The sequence below is a fragment of the Corynebacterium testudinoris genome, assembly GCF_001021045.1.
Lineage (GTDB): Bacteria > Actinomycetota > Actinomycetes > Mycobacteriales > Mycobacteriaceae > Corynebacterium > Corynebacterium testudinoris.
Window position 1 is genome coordinate 19160 of record NZ_CP011545.1, and the last position, 25351, is coordinate 44510.

Sequence of the window (25351 nt, forward strand, 5' to 3'; positions counted from 1 at the left end):
TTTGCAACAGCACCCTTTGCTTTAGGTCTGTGTTGACGCACCATTGCGCTGGGGCCAAAGGTTGCCGTTCTAGCTCACGGCTTCGAGTGTTGCTTTGCTGCCCACGTGCTCGATTGAGGCTGAGTCTCGGCCACCTCAGGAGGCATCTATCTGTAGTAAGGAGCGCAGGTAGCGTCCAGTGATGCTGCTGTTGTTCGCGGCGACCTGTTCGGGCGTGCCGGTGGCAACAATGCGTCCGCCTGCGGCGCCGCCTCCGGGGCCCAGGTCAATGATGTGGTCGGCATTGGCGATGAGGTCGAGGTCGTGCTCGATGACGATGATCGTCGCGCCCTTGGCGAGGAGACGGTCGAGGACGCCGATGAGCACGCGGGTGTCCAACGGGTGCAGGCCGACGGAGGGCTCGTCGAGCACGAACAGGGTATTTGACTGGTCGCGGCTGAGCTCGCCTGCAAGTTTGAGGCGTTGCGCTTCTCCGCCGGATAGTGCGGGCGTGTTCTCGCTGAGGTTGAGGTAGCCCAGACCCAGATCGATCAAGGTTTGGAGCTTCTTCTGGATCTTTGTCCGTCCGCCGAGGGCACCGTGCGCTTGCCGTACGGTCATCGCAAACAGCGCTGGCAACGAGCGGGGGCCGTCGGTGGTTTCGAGGAGATACTGGTCGGCGTTGGGTGCATATCGGGTGCCGTGGCAGTCGGGGCAGGCAATGTCGACATCGGGCAAGAATTGCACGTCGAGAACGACTTGACCGGTTCCCTCACAGCGCGGGCATCGCAGCGAGCCAGTGTTGTAGGAGAAGTCCGCTGCGCTTAGCTGAGCCTGCGTCGCGGTGTCAGTGGCGGCGTAGGCGCGGCGCAGGTCGTCGAGAATTCCGGAGTAGGTTGCGATTGTGGAGCGTACATTCACCCCGATCGGGGTCGCGTCCACCACATTCGCGTGGGTGATGCCGGCTGTATCCAGGGAGACGACGTGGTCGGGAAGTGGTTCGTCGCTGTGGAGGGAATGAAGCGCGGGGATGAGGCTGTCGAGCACCAAGGTGGTCTTTCCGGAGCCGGACATACCCGTCACTGCCGTCAGCCGGCCCTGCGGGATCTTCACATCCAGCGCGTGCACCGTGTGGATCGACGACGTCACTAGGTGCAAGTCGCCCCGCTCGAACACGTTCTCCGCGCTCGCCCGCTCGCGCACGATCGGGTTCTCGGCTCCCATCAGGAACGGGCCGATCAGGGAGGACGGGTCTGCGGTCACGGTAGGCAGGTCGCCCTGAGCGAGGATGGTGCCGCCCTCGGTGCCGGAACCCGGCCCGATCTCGATCATCCAGTCCGCCTCGCGCAGCATCTGTACGTCATGATCGACCATCACCACGGAGTTGCCGCCGTCAAGAAGATCTCGCATAACTCCAATCAAGCCGTCGAGGTTGGCTGGGTGTAACCCGACGGAAGGCTCATCGAGCACGTACAGCACCCCGGTGGTCTCGTTGCGAACCGCCCGAGCCAGTTGTACCCGCTGCCGCTCCCCGGTTGACAATGAGGTGCTGGCACGGTCGAGGGTAAGGTAGCCCAGCCCGAGCTGCACGAGACGCCGGGCCATCTCGGCGAACTGGCTCGCGATCACACGTGCCATCGGATGCATGTCCGAAGGAAGTTCCTCGATCACGGTCGGTACCCACGCGACGGCTTCATCCAACGTGAGCGCACTGGCCTGCGCGAGATCGATACCCGCCAGCTTCGTGCTGCGCACCTTTTCAGATAGGCGCGTGCCGTGGCAGGTCGGGCAAGTGTGGGTCGTGATGAAGCGACTCACGCGCGCGAGGCCTTTCTCGCTTGTGGCATTCTGCATCGCCTCGCGCACAGCCTGGCGCGCGTTGCGATAGGTGACGCTCAGGTCGAACAGCTTCCCGCTTTTGGATGGCGCTAGGATCTGTCGCTTCTCCTCCGACCCATCGAGGATGACCTCCCGTTCTGCCTCGGTTAGGTCGTAGTAGGGCACGTCGGTGCGTACCCCCATCTCGGCGACAACTCGCGGCATTAAAGCCAACCCAAACATCCCCCACGGAGCAACTGCCCCGTCGGCGATCGTCTTCGATGGATCCGGTACCAAGGAGTCATCGTCGATATCGCGAACCGTGCCGGTGCCGGAGCAGGTCGGGCAGGCGCCCTCGGAATTGAATGCGAGATCCTCCGCCCCTGGGGGATCGAACACTATCCCGCATACCGGGCACGTCAACTCCAGACCCGCTGCAACGTCGATCGTGGGCGCGAGCCGGTGTCCGTTCGGGCACTGGTGCGACCCCAGGCGGGAGAACATCACCCTCAACACGTTTAAGAGTTCAGTCGATGTCCCAAACGTCGACCGCACACTCGGAACTCCGGGCCGTTGGCGCAACGCAAGCGCCGCAGGAACGTGGCGCACCGCGTCCACATCCGCCCGTGCTGCTTGAGACATCCGCCGTCGCGTATACGTTGACAGGGCCTCGATATATCGGCGTGCCCCTTCTGCATACAGCACCCCTAGCGCCAGGGACGATTTTCCCGACCCGGACACTCCTGCGACTGCAACCAGCGCATTTAGGGGCACGTCAAGGTCGAGGTTCTTCAGGTTGTGCACCCGAGCGCCTCGTACGGCGATTGCAGCCGGAGGGGGATCGCCCGTTCGTCCTGACTCTTGAAGCGGCACGCCGCCCCCTTCCCGACACGCTCGATGGGGCAGGTTACCCCTGTAGGGTATCAAGGGAATCTTCCGTTCTTCAAGTGTCAGTTATAAGACTGGGCCATCAACCGGCGGGGGTCGGCTCGCGCTGTCGGCGCCGGGTTTTGGGTTCCTGGCAAACCGTGCTGGTATCCATCTCGGTAGGTGGTGGGTCCCTCGTAGGTGCTGGCAACTCTCCGTGTCCCGCTGGCCGCTTGAGCTCTGCGCTCTATCGATTCTGGCTTCTGAGAAACCCATTCAGGGCAGCAGTGAAGAGCTCGGGCTTCTGCGTATTCGCCTGGTGCCCGGCGCCGCCGATGAAGTTGAGGTCGGCGTCGGGGATGCCGGCGGCGAGGGCACGCGCGGCTGGCAGGTTTGCCCGATCTTTGGATCCGCAGAGTACCAATGTCGGTGCGGTGACGTCAGCCAGGTGGGTGGAAAAATCTGCCTCTGCTACGCCGCGCAGAACGGACAGCAGCTGGGGCTTTCGCACGCCACTCCGGGCAAGCAATCGCGCCGGCACGAGCCGCATGACCGTGGTCTGGATCCGCATCAATACCCGCGGTGGCTTCACCTGTCCGGCCGCCAGGGTGAGTGAGCGCACTCGCTCCGGGTAGTCGATGGCTATCTGCAGTGTGATCATCGCCCCCAACGACAGTCCGCACAGGTGAAGCTTATCGACGCCCCGGTGGTCCAACTCCGCGACGATGCCCGCCGCGGCGGCGGCGAGTGAGAATTCCCCGCTGGGTTCTTCCCCCGCCCTGAGGCCAGGAATTCCGATGGCCATGCCGGTGAATCCGGACGGAAGGTGGCTGACCTGGTAGTTCCACGCGTCGGGGCTGTCGCCGAGCCCGTGGATGAAGACTACGGTGTGTTCGCCGTCCGTGCCGTCCATGCCCACCATTCTCGCATTGGCAACCGTATTGGTGGTACTCACAGGGTCTTCCAGCCGACGCAGGATCGTCGTAGCGTGGACGTCGATAGTAAAGGTCCACACGAAAGGAACCACCATTATGCCTACCATCGCCATCGCTGGGGCTGGCCCCGGTCTCGGTGCCGCTGTTGCTCGGCGCTTCGGCCGGGAGCTTTTCGATGTCGCTCTCATCTCCCGCAATGCGGGAAAACTCCAGGCCCTGGAGCAGGATCTCATTGGGGAGGGGATCACTGCGAGGGGATACGTTGCTGATGTGCGCGACCGTGAGTCCCTCGCCCGGGCGCTCACGCAGGCCGCGGAGGAGCTTGGTCCGATCGAGGTGCTGCAGTTCAGCCCGGTGCCCAGTGCGGAGTTCTTGAAGCCGGTGCTCGACACGACGGTGGAAGATCTGCAGGCCGCGACTGAGCAATCGATTCTTGGTCCCGTCGCGGCAATCCGGCAGGTTCTGCCCGGCATGATGGCGCGCGGCGTCGGCTCGATCCTCCTCATCAACGGCGCGAGCGCCGTCCACCCGAATGGCATCGTCGCGGGTACGTCGACCGCTTTCGCTGGTGAGTCGGCGTATGGCGCGATGCTTCACGACGCCGTCGTCGACAAGCATGTCAACGTCCGGCAGCTCATCATCCCCGGCGCCATCGGTGGCGGCGATCCGCTCTACGATCCTGCGGCGCTCGCTGAACGCGTCTGGCAGCTTCATTCCGTGCCCGGCGATTTCCGGGTCATTGTCGGGCAGTGATCCGCATGCGTGCGAGGCCAACCGTCGTTGCAGCGGCCATGACCTTCTGCCTACTCGGCTGCACCGCGGATCCAGCAAAACAGCCAGTAGAAACAGGTGAAACTGTGCACGACACTCCCATCCACTTGATCATCGGAGACGACATTGTGGGCGCCACGGTGTGGGACACTCCCACCGGACGAGACTTGCTCGATCGCCTCCCAGTCACCTTGACCTTCGCTGATTTCGGTGGGCAGGAGAAGGTCGCGAGGCTCGATGGTGGGCTCACTATGGAGGGCATGCCGAGTGGTGATGATCCAGAGGTCGGTGACCTTGGGTACTACGCACCCAATGGCGTTGTTGTCTTGTACACGGGTGAGGTGGGCTTCTGGAACGGGATCGCTCGTATTGGCCGCATGGAGGGTGATCTGTCGGTGATCACTGAACACCACGACGACTTCACCGTCACCATCGAGCGCGCCGGGTAGGTCAGGAGCGGATGGCCAGGATTGCGCCGTGGGGCCTGGAGCCTGGATCGGTGCGGGTCTCGCACTGCGTCACAGTGAATCCGGCTGCTTCGACTTCGACGGCGAGGAGCTCAACTGGCCAGTAGTAGGCGGTGGTGATCGCATGGTCGAAGGGGGCGAGTTGTGGCCCGGTGAAGAATCCGAGGGCGAGGCCCCCGCCTGGTCGGAGGGAGCGGGCGAATTCTTTGAGGGCGGCGCCGGGGTGGCCATGAATGAGGGAGTACCAGGCCAGCACGCCCCCGAGGGATCCGTCGGCAACGTCGAGATCGTCCCCGCGTCCCACTGTAAAGCGCACGCCTGGATACCTTGCCCGAGCACTGCTGATGAACTCAGGCACGGGGTCAATGCCCTCCACGGTGAGCCCGAGGGAGCTGAGAAAATGTGTCCAGTGGCCGGGCCCGCATCCGACGTCGAGGACTAGTCCGTCGAGGTTGCGTGCCCACATCTCAATGAAGGTCAGATCAACGGGGGATACCTGTTGGATGCTTCCGAGGGCGGCTATGTACTCGCTGGCTCTCGCGCTGTAGTGCGCCCGGACGGACTGGTATTTCTCAGCCATGCTCCCACCTTGCCACGAGGTTGCACCCCTAGAGCTTCTTAGGGATGGACTAGGGGACATAAGGCATGATTTTCATCGACACGAGAGGCTTATGTTCATACGATTTAGTGAACGTCGATTCTGGTTGCTGATCATCGGTGGCCCGGCGCCCTCGGAAAGGGGTTAGTTATGAGCACAAAGCCAACCATCATTTTGGTGCATGGTTTCTGGGGAGGTGCCGCGCATTGGGCCGGTGTCATCGTCGAGCTCCGCAAGCGTGGTTTCGACTCAATTCAGGCAGTAGAGAACCCTCTTTCCTCGCTCGCCGATGATGCAGAGCGCACCCGCAAGATGGTCAAGCAGGTTGATGGCCCCGTTCTGCTCGTGGGGCACTCCTACGGTGGCGCTGTCATCACCGAATGTGGTGACCTGCCGAATGTCCAGGGCCTCGTCTACGTCGCGGCTTTCGCCCCCGATGCCGGTGAAAGCCCCGGTGGCATCAGCCAGGAGCACCCGCCCGTGGCCATTGAAAACCTGGTCACCGATTCCGACGGCTACCTGTGGATCAAGCAGGACAAGTTCCACGAGAGCTTTGGTCAGGATCTTTCCGACGACCAGGCCCTCGTCATGGCTGTCACGCAGAAGGCCCCCATGGCCTCCACCTTCGGTGACACCGTCACCGAGCCGGCATGGAAGGTCAAGCCCACGTGGTTCCAGGTTTCCGCCGAGGATCGCATGATCCACCCGGATAACCAGCGCCGCATGGCGGAGCGCATGGAAGCCCGCAAGACCATCGAGCTGGACGCGAGCCACGCTTCCTTGGCATCCCAGCCGGTCGCTATTTGCGATCTCATTGAGGAAGCAGTCGACAGCCTCTAGTTGTCCACGTCGAGGGTGTCGGGTGTTCGGTAAGTGGGCCTATCGATCGTCGGTGGCCAAGGCGCCAAAGATGAGGGTGTCGGTCCACTCGCCCTTGTTCCACCAGTCTTGGCGCAGGTGAGCCTCCTGGCACATCCCGACGGCCCCGGCCAGTTTCGCGGAGGCGGTGTTCCGGGCGTCCATCTGCGCTGCGACTCTGTGCAGCCGATAGTGATCGAAGCCGGTTGCCAAGACGGCGGCCACTGCCTCTCGGGCAAATCCTTGTCCACCGAATCGGGGGTCGAGCACCCAGCCAATCTCAGCTACCTGGAGATCCGGGTTGGTCATCCACAGTGAGATATCGCCAATAGGGGTGCTGTCGTATTCGATCGCCAAGGCCACGGCATTGGTTGGTGGGGTGAGGCTCGTTTTGGCCAGTCGTATCTCGAGCTGGCGGGTAGCCTCCTCCCGAGTCCACGGCTCTTCCAAAAGGAATCGGGCCACCGCGGGTTGTGAGTAGATCTCGTACAACCACGCATCGTCGCCAGGCTGGTGAAGCCGCAGCCGCAAGCGATCGGTGACAAGGGGAAAAGGCGACCTATTCGGCATGCTTTCTAAACTAACATAGTTCGGATAGTGTGGTTCGGGTGAGTTACTGGGAGCATCCTAAGCCGGTTCGTCGTACGCGGGCCGTCGACATCAATGAGGTGGCTGCAGCTGCGGCCGGGATTGTGAATGATGGCGGTATCCGGGCGCTGACCATTCGTGCTGTTGCCACCCGGCTCGGGGTTGCCCCGGCCAGTTTGTATTCCAGAGTCGAGTCTGTCGATGATCTCTTTGACCTGGCATTGAACCACGCTCTAGGCAATGACCAAACGGTCAATCGGGCCGTGTCGGAGGCCGACTTGCTGGGCCTCATGCTGGCCTATTACCGGCACCTCGTCCGACACCGTTGGGCCTGTCAGGTGATCGGGATGCGCGCTCCTCGCGGGCCGAACTATCTGGTCCTATCGGAGCGAATGATTGTCCTCCTTGATGAGGCGGGAGCGCCCGACCCGCTCGGCGCGGCGTACGTCTTGTCCAACTTTGTCATTGGTAGCGCATTGACCTCGTCGATGGCCGAGGACGAACGGGCCGCCCCAGTCGATTCGGAGCTTGCCCCGGAGTACGCCCGTCTCCATCAGTCCCACGCTGTCGATCCGGAAAAGATCGTCATCGCCGGGCTTATCGAGTTGCGAAATCACGTGATTGATTGCCAATAGGTTTTCAATAAGGCGAGAATGGGCTATATTGATGCCCATGGGAAGCAACCACGATCACGATCATTCGCGCATGCCAGCCGCTCCGACGAAGGCACTTGGCATCGCTTTCGCGATCACCGCCGTCGTCTTCTTCGGCGAGCTCGCCGGTGGACTCATTTCCGGTTCGCTGGCGTTGCTCTCGGACGCCATGCACATGCTCTCCGATTCCGCGGGGCTAATCATTGCTCTGGTGGCGTCGATAGTGGGCAAGCGTGCCGCATCCGGGCGGGCGACCTACGGACACCGCCGCATCGAGGTGATGGCCGCCCTCATCAACGCCGTCACGGTGACGGGCGTGGTGGTGTGGATTCTCGTGCAAGCGATTGGTCGCGTGGGCGGGGATCATTCCATCGATACGAATGTCATGCTTGGCGTCGCCCTGGTTGGCTTGGTCGCCAATGCCGCCTCCGCGTGGGTGCTGTCGCGGGCGGCAGGCGATAGCCTCAACGTCCGCGGTGCATTGCTGCACGTCATGGCCGACATGCTCGGCTCGGTGGCCGTTATTGTCGCCGCGGTCGTGATCAAGATGACGGGATGGCTGGCGGCCGACACCGTGGCCTCGCTCATCATCGTGGCGTTGGTGCTGCCGCGTTCCCTCCAGCTGTTGTGGCAGTCGGCGGAGGTGCTGCTGGAGCGGGCCCCGCGGGGCGTCGATACGCAAGAAATCCAGGAGTCCCTGGAGGCCGTGCCGGGCGTGCTCGCCGTGCACGACCTGCATGTCTGGTCGACGGACGGGGTGACCCCGCTGGCGACGTGCCACATCGTTGTCGATGGTGACAACGACATCAGCTGTGGCGTGCTGGATCGTGCGCAGGCGAAGCTGCGCGAGTTTGGGATCGAGCATTCCACGATTCAGCTGGAAACGCCCGACCACCAATCACACGAACACACCTGCTAGCAGGCTACTTCTCTTCCTCTTCTTCCTTTTCGCCGGCCTCGCCGGCCTCGCCGGCCTCGTTCATGGCAGCGGCGCGGTGCTTTTCCAACTGCTCCTCGAGCGGGCCAAGCAGATCCTCATCGCGCTCCGCAGGAGTCTCTTCGGTCGGGGTGACCGTGGAGTAGACGAGGGTCGATTCCTGGGTTTCCTCAGCGCTGGGAGCGGAGAAATCCTCGACGCGCGGCGGGGTGTCGCCGGGCTGGGACTGGCGCTGCAGGAACCAGTAGTAGGCACCAGCGGCCACGGAAGCAGTGAGCGCGACAAGGCCAGCGATGGTCCAACCCTTGCGACGCTTGGCGGCAGCCTTCTTCTGCGCGGGCAGATTCTTCTTAGCCTTGGCGATGCCCTTGCGGGTCTTCTTCTCAGCCTCGTCGCGGCGAGAATCGAGGTCCTCCAGGGCCTTCTCCAGGCGAATTCGGGCGGCCTGGGTGACGTTTCCAGCCTCCCGGCGAGACTCGTCGACGAAGGACGTGGAACGCTTCTTCAGCTCCTCGACGTCGATGGAGGCGGCGGCGTCGGAAAGCAGATCATAAGCCTCGCGAGCCTTCTCCTCGCGGTAATCCTTGATGCGATCGCGGACGGACGAGGCCGCGGATAGAGCCATTTTCAAGGTTGCGGGATTCATGGCGACTCCTTCTGGGTGGGTCATGGACGTGTGCCCCCAAGCGTAGCGAGGAAAGTGCCCCAGGCGCCGAATAGGGCGGAGAAATGTGCAGGGCGAATCACGCTGGTCACAAAAATGAACAGCTTGGTCCATTTTTGGGACGATTTTCGAGGTTTTGGAGCATTTATATTCATGCGAGTCTTGGCGGTTAATCACAGGTCAAGGCACATTTCCCTCTGGGCCTAAAAACCAACATTACCCGGAGCAAACCGTTGGCTTGCTACATTCACAGGCACTTGCCCAACAGGGTGGAGATGACCCGAGGAAAACAGCTGCGAAGGAGGCGAGGATGAACCCCACCATGCCCCGCCACCGGGCACATTCCCGCTTCTCGGCCTCCGCCCCGCTCGACCGCTTCGACGAGCGTTACGATGACGCGGAAGCCCCCCACCGCTCCCCACAACGGACCGCTCTGTCTTTTGAGGTCATGCCGCCGCGCCGGGATGCCGATCAAGAGACGATCGCGGAGCTGCTGGACACCCTCGAGTCCTACAACCCGGACTACGTCTCCGTCACCAGCTCCCGGAACTCGGGCTGGCTGGAGGGCACCACCGACTTCATCTCAAAGATCACGGCCACCACCCGCATGCGCACCCTCGCGCACCTGGCCTGCACCGCCGGGACCCGCGAGGAGCTCGGAGTCTGGATCGACCGTCTCATGGACGCCGGAGTGCGCGGCTTCCTCGCCCTGCGCGGTGACTTCGCCGAGGGTCAGCACTCCCTGCCAGCCGGGTACCTTCCCCACGCCAATGAACTGGTGCGGCTCATCCGGGACATCGAAGGCCGCCAGGCCGCCCGCTTCGGCGCAGGGCGCCTCGCCATCGGGGTTGCCGCCTACCCCAGTGGCCACGCCGAGTCAGCCAGCGTCGACGAGGATCTTGATGTCCTGTTGGCCAAACAGCGTTGCGGCGCGGACTTCGCCATCACCCAGCTATTTTTCGACGCCGAGGACTACCTCCGCTTCAAGGAACGCTCCGAACTGGCGGGTGTGCGGATCCCGCTCATCCCCGGAATCATGCCCATGACCTCGGTGCAGAGGTTGCGCCGAATGGGCCAGCTCTCCGGGCTGAGGGTTCCTGACCGCCTGATACGGCGGCTGGAAGCGGCCGGACCGGAGAGCGAATACGAGGTCGGTCTCGAACTCACCGCGGAACTCGCCCAGACCGTTCTGGGCGCCGGCGCCGGCGGCTTGCACCTCTATACCTTCAACCGCTCGGACACGACCCGCGAGATGCTCGACCGGATCGGCCTCAGCGCCAGCTAGAACAACCCGCTAGAACAAACACTTTTCCCGAAAGGCACCCTTTCTTCATGTCTGCTGCATTCCCCACTTTCACCATCGAGGGCTACCCCCGCGTCGGCGCTAACCGCGAACTGAAGAAGGCCCTTGAGTCCTTCTGGTCCGGCCGCATCGACGAGGCCACCTTCGTCTCTTCCGCGCACTCCATCCGCCTGGAAAACTACGCCCGACTTCGCGACCTGGGACTGGACCAGGATTACTCCATCCCGGCCGACGTCGCGCTGTATGACCAGGTCCTGGAGACCGCCGTCACCGTGGGCCTCATCGGCGGCGACGCAGCAGACATCGATCTCACCGAGTACTTCGCGTTGGCTCGCGGCAACTCCGAGCGCGCCCCGCTGGAGATGACCAAGTGGTTCGACACCAATTACCACTACCTCGTGCCCGAGGTCTCCGATGACACCGTGATCACCCCGCGCCCGCAGCGCATCATCGACATCGTCAACGAGGCGAAGGCTGCCGGACACGTCGTGCGTCCGTTCCTCGTTGGCCCCGTCACCCTCCTCGCGCTGTCCAAGCCGACCGAGGATGCCGCCGCCGATTTCAGCCCGCTCGCCCGCCTCGAAGATCTCATCGCCGCGTACCAGACCGTCCTCGCCGCCCTGGCCGAGGCCGGAGTCGAGTGGGTCCAGCTCGCTGAGCCCGCCCTGGTCGCCGACCTCACCATCGCCAACGACGAGCACCTCGCCGCCGATGCATCCTTCGCTTACCGGGCAATCCTCGCCGAGGAGAACCGCCCGCAGGTCCTGGTCACCAGCCCCTACGGTTCCCTGCGTCAGGGTCTCGACGCCCTCGTTAGCGCCAACCCGGAAGCCCTCCAGGTCGACCTCGCGCCGGTCACCCTGGCCAACGACCCGACCTACGTCTCCCGCGTCGCCGCCGCCGTGGAAGGCACCGACATCACCCTCGCTGCCGGCGTCATCGACGGCCGCAACATTTGGGCCGCGGACCTGCGCGAACGCCTTGGCGTGCTGGAGACGCTGAAGGAAGCGGGCGTCGATAAGCTTTCTGTCACCACCTCCGTCTCCCTGCAGCACGTGCCGCACTCCGTGGCCGTCGAGACGGCATTGCCTGTCGACGTCGCCGGCTGGCTCTCCTTCGCCGACGAGAAGATCACCGAGGCCAAGGCGCTGGCCGCCGCCCTCGACGGCGGAGCAGTCGCCGCCGCCGATGCCTTCGCCCGCTCCGACCGCGCCGTGCGCACCCGCTCCGAGTCCGCCCGCACCCACAACCAAGCCGTGCAGGACCGCGTCGCCGCGCTTCCCGACGGCCAGGTCGCCCGCCAGCCCGAATTCGCCGGCCGCGTCGAAGCCCAAAAGGCCCTCGGCCTGCCGCAGTTGCCGACCACCACCATCGGCTCCTTCCCGCAGACGCCCGAGATCCGCAAGGCCCGCGCCGACCACCGCAACGGCAACCTCACCGACGAGCAGTACACGCAAGCCCTCAAGGACGAAGTCAAGTCCGTCATCGACCTGCAGGAACGCCTCGGCATCGACGTCCTCGTCCACGGCGAGCCCGAGCGCAACGACATGGTGCAGTACTTCGCCGAGCTTCTCGACGGCTTCGTCACCACCGAGCACGGCTGGGTCCAGTCCTACGGCTCCCGCTGCACCCGCCCCTCCATCGTCGTCGGCGACGTCTCGCGCCCCGCGCCCATGACCGTCGAATGGGCCAAGTACGCCCAATCCCTCTCCGACAAGCACGTCAAGGGCATGCTCACCGGCCCCGTCACCATCCTGGCCTGGTCCTTCACGCGTGACGACGTCCCGAAGTCCGTCTCCGCCGATCAGATCGGCGTCGCGCTTGCCGACGAGGTCGCCGACCTCGAAGCCGCCGGCATCGACATCATTCAGATCGACGAGCCCGCCCTCCGCGAACTCCTCCCCCTGCGCGCCGAAGACCGCCCCGCCTACCTCGACTGGGCTGTCCGCTCCTTCCGCCTCGTCTCCCTCGACGCCAAGCCGGAAACCCAGATCCACACCCACCTCTGCTACTCCGAGTTCGGCCAGATTATCGACGCCGTCGCCGCCCTCGACGCCGACGTCACCTCCATCGAGGCCGCCCGCTCCCGCATGGAACTACTCGCCGACCTCGACGAGTCCTTCCACTCCGAGATCGGCCCCGGCATCTGGGACATCCACTCCCCGCGCGTCCCCGACGTCGCCGAGCTCACCGAACTGATCAAGGCCGCCCTGGTCAACGTGCCCACCGACCGCCTCTGGGTCAACCCCGACTGCGGCCTGAAGACCCGCGGCTACGCAGAAACCGAGCAGTCACTGCGCAACATGGTTCTCGCCCGCGACCTCGTGGTTGAGTCGCTCTAAACAGCTTCTTCATCGGGGCCCGGTTCCACCTTGGTGGGGTCGGGCCCCTTGCTGTTGTTGGCAAGGACAACTAACCCCTTGAGCTCCGCCAGAAGTAGCGCAGGCCTAAAACGGCTGATACTGCACACGCCATGAATCCAGTCAGCGAGCTGACATCGGCAGGTGCCAGAGATGGCGGCCGAATGAAGGCGACGATGCTGTAGGTTGCTATGCCGGCAAAACAGGTAAAAACTCCACACATGAAGGCAAGCACAGGCCACCGTGGAACTACCTCAGTGCCTGACCCGATCCCGATGGCTCCAATACTGAGTACCGCTAATCCGACCAGAGCGCATGCCATTGATGTTCTTGCGAAATCGTGCTTTAACACTGCTGCTTCAACTCTTGACTTGGCTCATTTAGTGCGCCCCCGCATGGAACACTCGCTGTACCTACCGGACGCCTCAGGACCTCGTGGCGGGGTCTGGTTCTGCTGGAAACTTCATCTGCAGTGTTCTCCGCGCCAGCAGTGATACTCCCGCTAAACACGCGCTGAGCCCGGCGATGGGAATGATAATTCCCAAGATGATCGGCCCGTCAACGAAAAATAAGAAGTAAAGAACAATTCCCGCTCCCACGAACACGACAACGAGCGGGACCACGAACCACAGCCTTCCCCGGGCGGAGAGCTGGAGGGGATAGACCAGCACCAAGGCGATGGCACCTACCAGCATCGACAGCCACAACAGGCTGGGGTAACGACTGTCCGGATCGATGTCCACCACAAACACCAAGGAGCCGACGAGGACACAAAGGATCTCGAGTAGGGGAACGTTGAGGAGGCGCCTCCAAAACTGGTTCATGATCTAATCCTGCCAGAGTGAATTTCGCTAAGATGGCCCGCATGACCAACAAGACCGCAACTGCAACGCTGCATACCAACCGTGGTGACATCGTCATTGACCTCTTTGGCAACCACGCCCCGGCGACCGTCGAGAATTTCGTCGGCCTGGCCGACGGCTCCAAGGAGTACAAGACCGAGAACGCCAAGGGTGAGAAGACCGGACCGTTCTACGACGGCGCCGTGTTCCACCGCGTGATCAACGGCTTCATGATTCAGGGCGGCGACCCCACCGGCACCGGCCGCGGCGGCCCCGGCTACATGTTCGCCGACGAGTTCCACCCGGAGCTGCGCTTCGACCGTTCCTACCTGCTGGCCATGGCCAACGCTGGCCCCGGCACCAACGGCTCCCAGTTCTTCATCACCGTTGGCCCGACCCCGCACCTCAACAACCACCACACCATCTTCGGTGAGGTCACTGACGCGGAGTCCCAGAAGGTCGTCGACGCCATCGCGACCACCGACACCGATCGCATGGATCGCCCGACCGAGCCGGTCGTCATCGAGTCCATCACCATCTCCTAATTTCTTAGGGGTAGTTTGGCCCGCGCAGCGTCCTTGATGACGTCGCGCGGGCCTTGTCATTTCGGGAGTATCTAGTGGAGATCCTGCGCCGTTGGTACCGAGACGTACCAGCGACCACCGCCCTCATCGCTGCCAACGTTCTCGTGTGGTTGATCACGGCCGTCCAGTCCCGGTCGCTGATGGGTAACTTGTCCAACTCCCAGCTTGCCGATGATTGGCTTCTGTGGGGTCCCTACGTTTCCCAGGACGGCGCCTCCTGGTTTCGCGCCATAGGGTCGATGTTCCTCCACGTCGGCATGGGCCACCTGGCAATAAACTGCTTTATGCTCGCGCTCATTGGCCGTGAGATTGAGAGAGCCATCGGCAGCAGCTTGTACGTCGTGGTTTACTTCGCCGGGGGGATTTTCGCCGCCGGGGCGGTCGTGTGGATGGACTATGGAACCCCGACTGCCGGTGCATCAGGAGCTCTGTTCGCTCTGATGGTGCTGCTCGTGGGTGTTTTTCGACGTCGAGGTGCCGATCTCGTCGCGCCTCTCGTTCTCATCGGGGTCAATGTGGCGTACACCTTCATTAGCTCGAGCGTATCCCTGTGGGGACACCTCGGTGGACTGATCGCCGGCGCGCTCATGCTGCCTTTCCTCTTTTCCTCTCACCGGGGTATTCGCTGGGGTGGAGTGTTAGGGGTTCTCGTCGCGGGCTGTGCACTAATAGTGATGGTTTAGCGCGCCAGTTATCCACAGGCTGTGGGTAAATCTGTGAAATCACTATCGTTAAGCCCCGGTGGGCAAGTTCCCCACAGCCTGTGGATAAACCTGTGGGGAGTTTTCCCCACCTGCACGAACGTTCGAATTTCCCAGGATTTTAGCATGATGTTGACACACTTTTGAGGTGCTGCGGCGCGCCATTCGATAAATGACAACTTTGTGATTATCCACAGTGTGGATAACTCTTGTGGATAACTTCTCCGCCTGGAGAGTGGGGATAGACGGTGGATAACACGCCGGAGTTGTCCACGGGGCTGGGGACAACCCACGTGTTTCGGTCCCCGTCGAAGATCTGGCACCTTCTCCGCCGCAATACACCTCGGAGTGGTCGACTGCCAGGTGTGCGCAGCTGCGCACACCACAAGGCTGTAACCAGGGAAAACGTGAACGAGTTGTCGGTTCGGTGCTCACGCTAGGCCCCCAGCTCCGCTCGCTGTGGGACGCTGTTCCGGGGCTGAACGGGCCGAGCAGGAGGACAATTCGAGCAGACCAGTTTCACTAGACCCGTTAATCGAGTGCCGGCTCCTCGCTACTCGGTTAACGGGTCTAGTCGAATTGTCATCTGGCGTGAACGTGCGCAGCTGCGCACACCTCAAGGCTGTAACCAGGGAAAACGTGAACGAGTTGTCGGTTCGGTGCTTGAGCCTGCCCCCAGCTCCGCACGCTGTGGGCCGCTGTTCCGGGGCTGAACGGGCAGAGCAGGAGGGCAATTCGAGCAGACCAGTTTCACTAGACCCATTAATCGAGTGCCAGCTTCTCGCTACTCGATTAACGCGTCTGGTCGAATTGCCATCTGGCGTGAGCGTGCGCAGTCGGAGCCCATCCCTCATTCAACAACACCCCGCAGCATCCACGTGTGCGCAGCTGCGCACAATATAACGCCGTGACCAGCAACAACGAGGGGGGACCAACACCCATTTGGTCGATGGAACAAAAAAGCTCGGTGCCGCGATTCTGAAAAATTCAGCATCACAAGCACCGAGCTTCACCAGGTCTGCCAGTAGTGCAGTGGTTAGCGCCAGCCCATCGTCATCAGTAGGCCGATGATGAAGAGGCCGAAGCCGATGCCGTAGTTCCAGGCATCAAGGCTCGACATGAAGGGGATGCTCGGGCCGGCGAGGTAGTTCACCACTAGCCAGAGCAGGCCGAGGATCATGAGGCCGAACATGATGGCCTTGTACCAGGTGGGGGTGCCGCCGGTGTTGATCTTCACGGGGGTGCGGTTAGCGGTGGAGGCTGTCGCGGTCTGGGGGATGGAGCTCTTGGTGATTTTTGCTTTGGGCATGTCGGGGCCTTTCAGAGTTTGTGAATCTAGGGTAGCAGCGGCGATCCGTAGAGGGTGACCTTAGTTGCCGGGTACGAGGGCGCCTAGTTGGAAGACCCAGTAGCGGGCGGTGATGGGGCCGTCTTTGCGGACGGCGGATCCGGCGCTGGGTTCGGTGGAGGCGATGCGTCCTTGGTCGACGAGGGCGCCGGTGATGACGTCGGTGCCGGTGATGAGTTGGTCGTCGCGTCCGGTCCAGCCGGCGGAGCGGAGGGCGGCGAGGGCTTGGCGGTCGTCGAGGCGTGAGATGTCGGGCATGGTGATGAGCATGCCGTTGGATACTTCGAGGACGACGGTGGAGCCGGTGGGGATTTCGGAGCCTTCGTGTTGGGCGCGGATGACTTGGCCGTCGGGTTCGGTGGAGTCGATGCGGCGGACTTGGACGACGAAGTCGAGGGAGGTCAGTGTTGCTTCGGCTTGGGATAGTTGGAGGCCGCTGAGCACGGGGACGCGGGTCATTTCGGCGCCGGTGGAGACGGTGATGGAGACTTTGGAGCCCTTGGGCAGGGGTGAGCCGGCGGTGGGGTTTTGCTCGATGATGCGGCCTTGTTCGATGTCGTCGGAGCTGGCTTCGCGGACTTGTTGTTCCAGTTGGAGGTCGAATTCGGCGAGTGCGTCGGCGGCTTCTTGGGGGGTCATGCCTTTGAGGTCGGGGACGTCGGTGATTTCTTTGCCGGTGGAGACGGTCAGTGTGATGTTGGTGCCGCGTTGTAGTTGGGAGCCGGAGACGGGGTTGGTGCGTAGGACTTCGTCGCGGGGTTTGTCGGGGCTGGGTTCTTCGTTGATGTTGACGATGAGTTGGAGGGCTTCGAGTTCCGCGATGGCGTCGTCGCGTGATTTTCCGGTGACGTCGGGCACGGTGACCATTTGGGCCATGAGGGTTTGTTCGTTGCGGGTTTGCACGAGGTCCCACACGAAGGCGCCGCCGATGCCGATCGCGATGAGGGCGAGGACGGCTGCGACCCAGGTCAGGCGGCGGTTGCCTCGGTTGTTTGCTTCTCGACGGTGCGCTCCTGCCGCAGGCACGGCAGCAGGTGCCGGGGCGGCGGTCGGCGCCACGGCCGCCGACACAGTCGTCGGCGCCGGGTCATCCGGGGAGACGTAGGAGCGGGCGGCGTTGGTGACGGCGTTGCGGGCTAGTTTGTGTAGGTCCTCGCCGAATTGGGTTGCGGTTTGGTAGCGGTCGGCTGGGTGTTTGGCCATGGCGGTGAGGACCACCGCGTCGAGGTTGAGTGCGGCGGTGGGGGAGAGGGGGGCGTCGATAAGCTCGGACGGTGGGGTGGGATTTTCCTGCACATGCTGGAATGCGACGGCGAACGGTGTTTCGCCCTCGAAGGGCGGATGCCCGGTGACCATTTCGTAGAGGACGCAGCCGAGGGCGTAGATGTCGGAGCGGCCGTCGGCGGCCTTGCCGCGGGCCTGCTCGGGCGAGAGGTACTGGGCGGTGCCGATGACTGCGGAGGTTTGCGTCATGGCGTGCGTCGAATCGTCGAGCGCGCGGGCGATGCCGAAGTCCATGACTTTCACATCGCCGGTGTTGGTGACCATGATGTTGGCGGGCTTGATGTCGCGGTGGATGATGCCGGCATCGTGGCTGGCCTGCAGGGCGGCACAGGCCGGGAGGAGGGTCTCGGCGGCGCGGGTGGCGGACATTGGGCCCTCGTCGAGGATGACCTGACGGATCGTGCGGCCGTGGACCCGCTCCATGACGATGTAGGGGACGTCGATGCCTTCGATGGTCGTCTCACCGGTGTCGAAGACGGCAACGATCGCCGGGTGATTGAGCTTCCCGGAGTTCTGGGCCTCGCGTTGGAAGCGCTCGCGGAAGTTGACGTCGCGCGCCAACTCCAGGCGGAGCATCTTCACGGCGACGTCGCGGCCGATGAGGGTGTCCTCGGCGGCGTAGACCTCGGACATGCCGCCGGTGCCGATGACCTCGGCTAACCGGTAGCGACCGCCAATGAGGGTCATCCGTTACCTCCCGTGAGGGCGTCCAGGCCGGGGAGCTCCGGGAGGGTGGGCAACGCGGGGGCCGTCGGCGTGGGCGCGACGGGCTGGGTCGGCGTCGGGGTGGGTGTGGGCTCCGCCGTGGGCGTCGGTTCCTCGGACGTCGGCGTGACCCACTGGGTGATGGTGGTGGGGACCGGGGTGGATTCCTCCGTCGGGGTGACCCACTCGGTGACAACCTCGGGTTCGCTGGTGACCGGTTGCGTCGTGGAGGTGCCCCCGGAGATCCCGTTGAACAGGCCCATCTGCGCGGCCAGGAAGGCGCCGCCGCCGAGGAGGGCGGCGATGATGATGGCGATGAGGACGCCGGTGCCGAAGCCACCGCCGGAGGCTTCCGCGCGGCGTCGTCCCTGGCCGGTGGGGGCGACTGCGGGCACGGCACCGGTGACGGAGGTGGCCGGGTGAATCGTCGTCGGGTTCGTGGCGGCGCCGAGCATCCGGGTGGATTCGGTCGGGGAGGGCTCGGGCGCGAGCTGGGACATCGCTGCCGACTTCGGCTGCGGCGGTCGGTTGCCCAGGCGCACGGCGGACACCGCCAGGGCCATTTCGTTGCCGTTGGCGAAGCGCTGGGTCGGGTCCTTGCGCAGGGCGATGCCGATGAGCTCGCGGGCCTCGGCGCTCACGCCGGTGGACAGGGCTGGGGGAGCCTGGCTGATGTGCGCCAGCGCGACGGAGACAGAGGAGTCGCCGGTGAAGGGGCGCTGCCCGGCGAGCATCTCGTAGCCGACGACACCGAGGGAGTAAATATCGGAGGCCGCGGTGACTTCCTTGCCCTGCGCCTGCTCCGGCGAGACGTACTGCGCGGTGCCCACGACCATGCCCGTGCGGGTCAGCGGCACCGCGGCGGCCGCCTTGGCGATGCCGAAGTCCGTGATTTTCACCTGCCCATTCTGGGTGATCAGCAGGTTGCCGGGCTTGATATCGCGGTGGACCAGGTCCATGCGGTGGATGATGGACAGGCCGTGGGCGGCCTGCTCGAGGACGTCGAGAGCCAAGGACTCATCGAGCTGCTTCTCCCGGGCCAGCAGGTCAGCGAGGGATTCGCCGCGGACGTATTCCATGGCGATGAAGCAGAAGGTGTGCCCCGAAGGGTCGGGAATTTCGCGGTAGTCGTAGGTGTGAACGACGTTATCGGAATCGATGAGTTCCGCCGTGGCTGCTTCATTGCGGAAGCGGTCGAGGAACTCGCGGTTATCGGAGAACTCCGGGCGCAGAACCTTGATGGCGACTTCGCGGTCGTTACGGATGTCATCAGCGAGCCACACGGTGGACATGCCTCCGTGGCCGATGATCCATTGGAGCTGGTAGTCCTCGCCGATGAGGTTTTGCAACCGGTCGCGGCCGTCGATATTAGCCATTAGGCACCCCCTTGTGCGTTGCGGGCGGCATCAATAACCGCACGTCCGATGGGCGAAGCAACTTGCCCGCCCGTGGCGCCGGTACCGAAACCGCCACCATTCTTGACGACGACCGCGACCGCCACGTCAGCATTATCGCTCGGCGCGAAAGCGACGTACCAGGTATGCGGCGGAGTCCCCTCCGGTCCGTGCTCGGCGGTGCCGGTCTTCGAGGCGATGCCGTTGGCACCGCCGCCCGCGGTATTGCGCTCCGAGGCGAGCATGAGCTGGGTGAGCTGGTTCGCGATCTCCGGACTCACGGCCTGGGTGATCTCATGCGGGCTGGTCTTACGCAGCTCCTTGAGATCGCTGCCGGTGACCCGATTCACCAGGTACGGTTCCATGCGCAGACCATCATTGGCGACGGTCGCGCCCATCACCGCTGCCTGCAGCGCCGACATGGTCACGTCGAACTGTCCGATGGAGGACTGGCCGACGGCGGCGCCGTCGGGAAGATCACCCAACGAGCCATCCGCCACGGGCACACCCAGGTCGTAGGACTCGCCGACGCCGAAGGCCTCGGCGGCCTTCCGGAGGTTATCGGCGCCAACATCCACGCCCATCTCGACGAACGCGGTGTTGCACGACAGCGCGAACGCCGTCTCCAGGGTGACCTGGCCGCCGCCGGAACACTGCTGGCCGCCGTAGTTGGTCAGCTTCGTCGTGGTGCCGGGCAGAGTGATGTCGGCCGCGCCGGTGAGCATCGAGTTGGAGTTGTACCCGTTTTGCAGGCCGGCGGTGGTGGTGATGATCTTGAAGATCGATCCCGGCGGCAGCGTCTCCTGGCTGGCGTGGTTAACCAGCGGGTTGCCCGGAGTCTGGTTGAGCTGCGCCCACGTGGACTCTGCCGTGGCCGGATTGACGATGCCATTTGGGTCATAGTTCGGTGAGGAGGCCATGGCCAAGATCTCGCCGGTGGACGGCTTGAGCGCCACAACAGCACCCTCGTAGCCCCGTGACACCAACTGGTCGTAGGCAACCTGCTGAACCTGCGGGTTGAGCGTGAGCTCAACATTGGCGCCGGTCGTGCCCTTGCCCGTCAGCGTGTCCATCCAGCGGGAACTAAACAACGCCGGGTCGGTGCCGTTGAGGACGGTGTTGTAGGAGGACTCCAGGCCAGCGGCCCCGTATTGGTCTGAAAGGTAGCCCACGACCGAGCCATACGCCGCCGGATCCTGGGAGGGATAGGAGCGCTGGTAGAAACCATCAGCATCTGCTGCGCTGGAGGCCAGCACCATGCCGCCGGCGGAGATTTGGCCGCGCGGAATGGACTTCATTTCATAGAAACCGCGCTGGTTGAGCGCGTTCTTGGCGTAGTCATCTTCCTTGAACACCTGAATGTAGGTGAGGTTGGCCACCAAAATGATGACCAGGAGGAGAGCGAAGCTGGATACGAGTCGAATGGAACGATTCATTTAGCTGTTCACCCCCCGCTGTGCGACCGGTGGGAAGAGGCCGGTGCCAGGACCCGCGCTATCGGTGTTCGGGGCTGGGGCGGCATCCTGGGCGGGGCGCCGCGCGGAATTAGAGATCCGCAGGATCAACCCCAGCAGGATGTAGTTGGCCATGAGCGAGGAACCACCCGCCGACATGAACGGCGTGGTCAGGCCCGTCATGGGCATGAGCGCGGTATTGCCGGCGGTGACCACGAAGATCTGGATGGCGATGGTGAGGGCCAGGCCGGCGGCGACGAGCTTGCCGTAGGAATCACGCACCGTCATCGCCGTGCGGAAACCACGGGAGACCAGCAGGGCGAAGAGGACGAGGATGGCAGCGAGGCCGATGAGCCCGAGCTCCTCACCGATGGCGGCGAGGATGAAGTCGGAGTGCGCGACGGGAACGATCTCCGGGTGGCCTTGGCCGAGCCCGGTGCCAGTGATCCCGCCCCAGGACATGCCGAACAGAGCTTGGGAGAGCTGGTAGCCGGTGGAATCATAGTTGGCCACGGGGTCTTGGAAGTTGATCACGCGTTCCTGGATCTTGGCGGAGACCTGGTACACGGCGAAGGCACCGATGGTGACCAGGCCGAGGCCGATGATGAGCCAGGAGGTGCGGCCGGTGGCCAGGAACATCATGCCCAGCACGGTGGAGAACAGCAGCAGGGCGGGACCGAAGTCGTTGGAGATGGCCATGATGAGCATGGCCACGGCCCACACCGCGAGGATGGGGGCGAGGTCACGCAGGCGCGGGAATTCCAGGCCGAGGAAGCGTCGTCCGGCGATGTTGAACAGCGCCCGCTTGTTCACCAACAGCTGAGCAAAGAACAGCAGCAGCAGGATCTTGGAGAATTCGCCCGGTTGGAGCGAGAAGGGTCCGATGGTGATCCAGATGCGGGCATCGGCGTTGATCGCGGACGGCCACACCAACGGCAGGGCGAGCAAGAACAACCCGATGAGGCCAAGGAGGTAGGAGTAGCGGGTGAGCCTGCGGTGATCGCGCACGAGGGCCAGTACGGCGATGAGCAGCACGATGGCCACCAGCGTCCACATGATCTGGCGGTTGGCCATGCTGGTGCCCTTGGCGATGTCGAGCCGATAGATCATCACCAGCCCCAACCCATTGAGTGCGGAGGCCACGGGCAGGATGATCTGATCAGCGTGTGGGGCGAAAATACACAGGGCGATGTGAGCCGCCGAGAACACGACGATGAACCCACCGATGAGCCACAGCACGTCGGTGGTGAGGGCGTTGCCCTGGCTCAACTCGAGGTTGGCCAAGGTGACGCTGAGCAGCAACGCGGCGAGGATGAGCAGGCCCATTTCCGTGCGGCGCGATAGGAGCGCTGACATTTAGCCCACCTCCCGGCAATTGACGCCCGGGCGGGAAAGATCGCCGCCGGCGTCCGCGCCCTCGGCAGCGGGGGTGGGGCGGTCGATGCACACCGGCAGGGCCTGGTCAGCCAGGCGCCGGAGCTGCTGGGTCACTTCATCGTAGGAGCCGCTGCTCAGCCCGTTCACGGAAGAACGAGCGGACTCCGGGAGATCCTGCAGCGAGAAGGCCGGGCAGTTTTCGCTGCTGCCCACGTCCTTGAACTGCAGATCCCCGGCCGCGTTGAGGCAGGACTCCTGGTACGGCGAATGCAGATCGCGGCCGAAGACGGAATAGTCCACGCCGTGTTCGATGACCAGGCGCTCGTCCTGGCTCACCGCGACGTAATACGTGCGGTCGATGGTGGAATAGGCCCACCAGCCGCCCGCGACGAGGCCGATGATGAGCAGCAGGCCGATGATGAGTGCGGGGAGCCGAAACGAACCGCGTCGGCGCTGATCACCCCCGCCGGAGGTATCCTCCTGTGCCGTCGGGGGCACCGGGGCGGCGCCAGTCAGCGGTTGGGATTGCACGTCGCCATCCGGGGAAATAGTTTTGGGCTGGCGGGAGAGCAGGGCGGCGCGGCCGGCTGCGGTGTCCGGGTGCGATTCGGTTTGTCCTTCGCCGAGCAACGCGCCCGCGGTGACGGGCGTGCCGGGGAGGGCGGCCCGGGCGGCGTCGTCAAGCGAAGCCTCATCGACGATGTCGGCGACGACGACCGTGATGTTGTCCGGGCCACCAGAGCGCAGCGCCAACTCGATGAGGCGCAGCGCCGCATCAGTGGGCGTGCCGGTGGACAGGGTCGTCTCGATCGTCGAGGCCGTCACCGGATCAGAGAGCCCATCGGAGCACAGCAGAAGGCGATCGCCCGGGCGGGCATCGAGATTGTGCAGCGTCGGCTCGACGGGGCGGCCGTTGTACGCCTTGAGGATGAGCGACTTCTGCGGGTGCGAGGACACGTCCTCGGGGTCGAGCTTGCCCTCATCAACGAGCGATTGGACGAAAGTATCGTCGACGGTGATCTGTTCCAGCGTGCCGTCGCGCAGGCGATAACCGCGCGAATCGCCGACGTGAATCATGCCGAATTTATGGCCGTTGAACATGAGCGCCGTCAGCGTCGTGCCCATGCCATCGGTCTCCGGCTGCTGGCGCACCGTCTCCGCGATGACCCGGTTGGCGTCATCCGCCACCCCGCCCAGCAGGGCGAGCATGTCATTGTCTTCCGGGTCCGCGTCGAGCCGCTCGAGGTGCTGCACCATGAGCTGGCTGGCCACCTCACCGGCCGCGTGACCACCCATGCCGTCGGCGATGACCAGCAGATGCGGGCCCGCATACGCAGAATCTTCATTGTTGCCGCGGACCAAACCGCGGTCGGAGCGGACGGTGAAATTAAGTCTCAATTGTCTATCGCTCACGGAACCAGCCTCACAGTCGTTCGACCGACCTTCACGTCGGTGCCCACGCCCACGCGCTCGGGCTGATCAATACGGAAACCATCAACAAAAGTGCCGTTCCGGGAATCGAGGTCCTCCACGAACCACTCCGAACCACGCCGGAACAACCGCGCGTGACGAGCAGAAGCGTAGTCATCGCCCAACTGGAAATCGCTGTCCGGGCTGCGACCCAACACGATCGACTCCACCGTCGACACCTCCATATGGGAACCCGTCAACGGTCCCTCAATGACGGTCAACTGGCGCGCCGCTTCTCGACGCCCCGGTATCACCGCCGCAGCCGCCCGCCGCGGTGCGGCGACGGTGCCCGTCGCGGACGTCGGCACGCCTGCTGCCACCTGGACATCCTTGCGCATCGCGCGCAGAGCCATGAGAACAAAGAACCACAACAGCACCAGCAGGCCGATGCGGAACACCAGCAGAACGATCGAATCCACGACTACCTCCTTAGCGAGCGTCAGTTATTGTTCGGGTCCACAATGCGGACCTCAATATGGGAATGGCCCATCGTAATGACGTCGCCGTCAGCCAACAGCCAATTCTCCACCGGAGTGTCATTGACCGTCGTGCCATTCGTCGACTGCAAATCCACCAACACCGCATCCTGGCCATCCCAGGTCACCTCCGCGTGCTGCCGCGACACACCCGTGTCCGGCAACCGCAGATCCGCATCATTACTACGACCAATGATGTTCGAACCCTCATGCACCAAATACGTCCGCGACGAACCATCCTGCAGCAGGAGGCTCACCACGGGATCCTTCGGCATCTCAGTGAACTCGGTCGGTGCGTCAAGATAATCAGTCATGCTCTCCTCCTGATCAATAGCGGCAGCCGCAGGCGCCGGAATCACTTGCGGGGTGTTCTCTTCCATGGGTTCTTCGGGTTGCGAGATGTCAGCGAGGATCGCATCAAAGCCACTCTCATCCGCCGGCTGCTCATCGACGTAGGAAGATACGCGCAACTGCCCAGTCCGCAAACCGGACTCCTCCGCAATCTGCACCACCACCCGACCCGCCAACTGCCAACCCTTATTACGGATAAAACGAGTCATCTGATCAGCAAAAGACGCCGGCAACTCCCGATCCGCCTGCGACAGCGACTCCAGATCCTTCGACGAGACACCCACCATGAATACATTCGGAGCTTCCGCGCCCGAACCAGCATCATGCAGGTTGTCCTCCGCCTCCTGCTTCAACAGCTCCTCAATCTCCGCCGGCACGATCTTGCCGCCAAAGATAAAGGCAAACCCATTATCGAGACCGCGCTGCAAAGCACTATCCAACCTGGCAAGTTGAGCCATCAGGGCCATAATGCGCGGCCTCCTCCCACATCCACATAAAACACTTCAGTCGCGAGGCCACCCAACAATCAATGGCAGTTATAAGACCTCGCGCACAGGACGAGAACCA

The 25351-nt window shown here is 63.5% G+C and carries 23 protein-coding genes; 9 read left to right on the plus strand and 14 right to left on the minus strand.

All coding sequences use genetic code 11. The features are described from left to right. Positions 1 to 135 precede the first annotated feature (135 nt). Complete coding sequence (locus CTEST_RS00100; protein WP_330217654.1) at positions 136 to 2301, minus strand: excinuclease ABC subunit UvrA; 2166 nt, start codon at positions 2299 to 2301, stop codon at positions 136 to 138. Between the two features lie 610 nt (positions 2302 to 2911). Further along, entirely contained in the window at positions 2912 to 3694 is a 783-nt protein-coding gene (locus CTEST_RS00105) for an alpha/beta fold hydrolase (protein ID WP_052844248.1), read from the minus strand. 1 nt (position 3695) lies between these two features. Here CTEST_RS00105 and CTEST_RS00110 point away from each other — a divergent pair, with 1 nt between their 5' ends. Together CTEST_RS00110 and CTEST_RS00115 are read left to right on the plus strand one after the other, a co-directional pair. Next, positions 3696 to 4352 (plus strand): SDR family NAD(P)-dependent oxidoreductase, encoded by a 657-nt coding sequence (locus CTEST_RS00110; protein ID WP_047252004.1) that lies wholly within the window; start codon positions 3696 to 3698, stop codon positions 4350 to 4352. A gap of 104 nt (positions 4353 to 4456) precedes the next feature. Next, positions 4457 to 4819 (plus strand): cyclophilin-like fold protein, encoded by a 363-nt coding sequence (locus CTEST_RS00115; RefSeq protein WP_052844249.1) that lies wholly within the window; start codon positions 4457 to 4459, stop codon positions 4817 to 4819. Position 4820: 1 nt separating this feature from the next. On the opposite strand, the gene CTEST_RS00120 is transcribed toward CTEST_RS00115, so the two are convergent. Next, a complete protein-coding gene (locus CTEST_RS00120; protein ID WP_047252005.1) occupies positions 4821 to 5417 on the minus strand; it encodes a class I SAM-dependent methyltransferase in 597 nt (198 codons plus the stop codon). Positions 5418 to 5585: 168 nt separating this feature from the next. Between CTEST_RS00120 and CTEST_RS00125 the strand changes: the two genes are divergently transcribed. Next, a complete protein-coding gene (locus CTEST_RS00125; protein ID WP_047252006.1) occupies positions 5586 to 6275 on the plus strand; it encodes an alpha/beta hydrolase in 690 nt (229 codons plus the stop codon). 39 nt (positions 6276 to 6314) lie between these two features. On the opposite strand, the gene CTEST_RS00130 is transcribed toward CTEST_RS00125, so the two are convergent. Beyond that, positions 6315 to 6863 carry a GNAT family N-acetyltransferase gene (locus tag CTEST_RS00130; protein WP_047252007.1) on the minus strand — a complete coding sequence of 183 codons (549 nt, stop codon included), beginning with the start codon at positions 6861 to 6863 and terminating at the stop codon, positions 6315 to 6317. 38 nt (positions 6864 to 6901) lie between these two features. On the opposite strand from CTEST_RS00130, the gene CTEST_RS00135 reads away from it, so the two are divergent. Continuing rightward, on the plus strand, positions 6902 to 7516 hold the full coding sequence (locus tag CTEST_RS00135) for a TetR/AcrR family transcriptional regulator (RefSeq protein ID WP_083985364.1): 615 nt from the start codon (positions 6902 to 6904) through the stop codon (positions 7514 to 7516). A 37-nt stretch (positions 7517 to 7553) separates the two neighbouring features. Continuing rightward, complete coding sequence (locus CTEST_RS00140; protein WP_236686104.1) at positions 7554 to 8453, plus strand: cation diffusion facilitator family transporter; 900 nt, start codon at positions 7554 to 7556, stop codon at positions 8451 to 8453. A gap of 4 nt (positions 8454 to 8457) precedes the next feature. Here the strand turns inward: CTEST_RS00140 and CTEST_RS12975 are convergent, their stop codons facing one another. Beyond that, positions 8458 to 9117 (minus strand): hypothetical protein, encoded by a 660-nt coding sequence (locus CTEST_RS12975; RefSeq protein ID WP_052844250.1) that lies wholly within the window; start codon positions 9115 to 9117, stop codon positions 8458 to 8460. Between the two features lie 328 nt (positions 9118 to 9445). On the opposite strand from CTEST_RS12975, the gene CTEST_RS00150 reads away from it, so the two are divergent. Then, positions 9446 to 10420 carry a methylenetetrahydrofolate reductase gene (locus tag CTEST_RS00150; protein ID WP_047252009.1) on the plus strand — a complete coding sequence of 325 codons (975 nt, stop codon included), beginning with the start codon at positions 9446 to 9448 and terminating at the stop codon, positions 10418 to 10420. A gap of 47 nt (positions 10421 to 10467) precedes the next feature. Beyond that, positions 10468 to 12780: a 5-methyltetrahydropteroyltriglutamate--homocysteine S-methyltransferase gene (gene metE, locus CTEST_RS00155; RefSeq protein WP_047252010.1), complete on the plus strand. Its 2313-nt coding sequence runs from the start codon at positions 10468 to 10470 to the stop codon at positions 12778 to 12780. A gap of 443 nt (positions 12781 to 13223) precedes the next feature. Here metE and CTEST_RS00160 read toward each other — a convergent pair whose 3' ends face one another. Next, positions 13224 to 13622: a hypothetical protein gene (locus CTEST_RS00160; protein ID WP_047252011.1), complete on the minus strand. Its 399-nt coding sequence runs from the start codon at positions 13620 to 13622 to the stop codon at positions 13224 to 13226. A 41-nt stretch (positions 13623 to 13663) separates the two neighbouring features. Between CTEST_RS00160 and CTEST_RS00165 the strand changes: the two genes are divergently transcribed. Continuing rightward, entirely contained in the window at positions 13664 to 14185 is a 522-nt protein-coding gene (locus tag CTEST_RS00165) for a peptidylprolyl isomerase (protein WP_047254106.1), read from the plus strand. 74 nt (positions 14186 to 14259) lie between these two features. Beyond that, complete coding sequence (locus tag CTEST_RS00170; RefSeq protein ID WP_236686105.1) at positions 14260 to 14907, plus strand: rhomboid family intramembrane serine protease; 648 nt, start codon at positions 14260 to 14262, stop codon at positions 14905 to 14907. Positions 14908 to 15961: 1054 nt separating this feature from the next. Here the strand turns inward: CTEST_RS00170 and crgA are convergent. Genes crgA through CTEST_RS00210 form a run of 8 tightly spaced genes read right to left on the minus strand, consistent with a single transcriptional unit; the run spans position 15962 to position 25251 of the window. Further along, the gene (gene crgA, locus CTEST_RS00175) at positions 15962 to 16234 is read right to left on the minus strand and encodes a cell division protein CrgA (RefSeq protein WP_047252012.1); all 273 of its coding nucleotides are present in this window, start codon (positions 16232 to 16234) and stop codon (positions 15962 to 15964) included. A 60-nt stretch (positions 16235 to 16294) separates the two neighbouring features. After that, positions 16295 to 18244, minus strand: a complete 1950-nt coding sequence (gene pknB / locus CTEST_RS00180; RefSeq protein WP_047252013.1) for a Stk1 family PASTA domain-containing Ser/Thr kinase — start codon at positions 18242 to 18244, stop codon at positions 16295 to 16297. Further along, entirely contained in the window at positions 18241 to 19638 is a 1398-nt protein-coding gene (locus tag CTEST_RS00185) for a serine/threonine-protein kinase (RefSeq protein ID WP_083985366.1), read from the minus strand. Before CTEST_RS00185 ends, pknB begins: the two co-directional genes overlap by 4 nt. Further along, on the minus strand, positions 19638 to 21092 hold the full coding sequence (locus CTEST_RS00190) for a penicillin-binding transpeptidase domain-containing protein (protein WP_047252014.1): 1455 nt from the start codon (positions 21090 to 21092) through the stop codon (positions 19638 to 19640). Before CTEST_RS00190 ends, CTEST_RS00185 begins: the two co-directional genes overlap by 1 nt. Further along, entirely contained in the window at positions 21093 to 22466 is a 1374-nt protein-coding gene (locus CTEST_RS00195) for an FtsW/RodA/SpoVE family cell cycle protein (RefSeq protein WP_047252015.1), read from the minus strand. It lies immediately after the preceding gene. Continuing rightward, positions 22467 to 23900: a PP2C family protein-serine/threonine phosphatase gene (locus CTEST_RS00200; protein WP_236686106.1), complete on the minus strand. Its 1434-nt coding sequence runs from the start codon at positions 23898 to 23900 to the stop codon at positions 22467 to 22469. Then, complete coding sequence (locus CTEST_RS00205; RefSeq protein ID WP_047252017.1) at positions 23897 to 24376, minus strand: FHA domain-containing protein FhaB/FipA; 480 nt, start codon at positions 24374 to 24376, stop codon at positions 23897 to 23899. The genes CTEST_RS00200 and CTEST_RS00205 overlap by 4 nt, the downstream gene beginning before the upstream one ends. A gap of 20 nt (positions 24377 to 24396) precedes the next feature. After that, positions 24397 to 25251 carry a DUF3662 and FHA domain-containing protein gene (locus CTEST_RS00210; RefSeq protein ID WP_047252018.1) on the minus strand — a complete coding sequence of 285 codons (855 nt, stop codon included), beginning with the start codon at positions 25249 to 25251 and terminating at the stop codon, positions 24397 to 24399. Positions 25252 to 25351: the final 100 nt, after the last annotated feature.